Origin of the sequence: Edaphobacter aggregans DSM 19364, assembly GCF_000745965.1 — a bacterium.
Taxonomy (GTDB): Bacteria; Acidobacteriota; Terriglobia; order Terriglobales; family Acidobacteriaceae; genus Edaphobacter; species Edaphobacter aggregans.
The window spans coordinates 1-1,418 of the sequence record NZ_JQKI01000335.1; the positions used below are offsets into that span (position 1 = coordinate 1).

Annotated in this window: 2 protein-coding genes; both read left to right on the forward strand. The window is 53.4% G+C overall.

Translation table 11 applies throughout. The annotated features are described in order from the left end of the window. A partial coding sequence (locus tag Q363_RS31640; protein ID WP_035358763.1) for a hypothetical protein occupies positions 1 to 239 on the forward strand: 239 nt, incomplete at its 5' end. Between the two features lie 578 nt (positions 240 to 817). Beyond that, the gene (locus Q363_RS31645) at positions 818 to 1,282 is read left to right on the forward strand and encodes a CYTH domain-containing protein (protein ID WP_035358764.1); all 465 of its coding nucleotides are present in this window, start codon (positions 818 to 820) and stop codon (positions 1,280 to 1,282) included. The last annotated feature ends 136 nt before the right edge of the window (positions 1,283 to 1,418 follow it).

The window sequence follows — 1,418 nt, forward strand, 5'->3', positions numbered from 1 at the left end:
TCGGCTCCGAGACAGAGGCGGTTTTCAAAATGATTAAACGGCCTAAACTAGACATCTTTGAGTTCCCGGACGGCAGGCAAATGAATTTGAGCGAGTTACCCGCCGGCCTTGTTCTGGATGTTCTGGTTGTTCCAGGGCAGGAAGAGCTGTCTGACATTCTTGACAAAGAGTCAGCTGCGCAAGAGGAAGAGGAGACAGAGAGAGAACCATTTCTAGCTCGGCTGCTGGCCCGTTTTTGAGATGGCCGGGTGAAGAGTCAGAAGTTCAATGGAGTGGCGTATTTTCGTCCACGCCTAGAGGGTGTTTGGTTTGGGGCGCGTCTTCCATTCAAGAACAAGAGATGGTTCTTGTATACGGCGGAGGCCTAGGTATCCAGACATTTTAGGACCACTCACATTGATTGTCTGGCAGCATTTGTCAGGCGTGCAGGAGGTGCGGCCTGTTGTTGAGAGGCCGCGGTTTTTCGCACACCCGAAGAACTTCAATGCGATGAGCATCATAGTGCCGTTCAGACCGTGAATATGGCATGAACTGAACGCATGGGCAGATACTTGTCCGGCAGTGAGGTCTCTCTTCGTTCTCATCGCCAACCGAATAGATCCGCTTTGGCTCAAAAGCCGAGGTGAAGGCCTGTACTGGGAGGCCTCCGGATGCAGATTGGATCTACCGTGTGGGACGATACCCTCAGATGCAACGCTAAGATCCGCTCCGGTCTCATAGACATCCAGATACTAGCGAGGAAGGCCGCGCGCGTTTTGGATTTGGCAGCGTAGATTCGCAGCAGCAATATGTATCACGATAGGCTGGAGAGAATCACATGGCGAAAGAGGTCGAGCGCAAGTTTCTAGTCAAAGACAATACCTGGCGCGGCCAGGACGGCGGGAAATGCTACCGCCAAGGATATCTCAGCACAGTCAAAGAGCGTACGGTTCGCGTGCGAACCACAGGGGATAAGGGGTTCATCACTATCAAGGGAGAGAGTGTCGGAGCAACCCGGTCCGAGTATGAGTATGAAATCCCGCTTGCCGACGCGAACGAGATGCTTGATCGGCTTTGCGAGCGGCCGCTGATTGAAAAGACCCGGTATCGCGTCTCGCACGAAGGCCTGGTGTGGGAAATCGACGAGTTCGAGGGCGACAACCGGGGACTGATCATAGCGGAAATCGAACTCAAGGACGAGACTCAATCGGTTACGCTTCCGGGCTGGATCGATCAAGAAGTGACGGGCGATCCCCGATACTTCAATGCAAATCTGGTTGCGAACCCATTCTCCAAGTGGTAATGAACCAATTGTGCGGTGTTGGCCACATTACGGCTCAGGCTCCATCCGCAAGGAGGTTGTGAACCTGGGAAAGAGCGATCTCTCTTTGCCTGCGCTCGATGGCGTGCTCATGGCCAATTTCCTGCATTTCATCAAA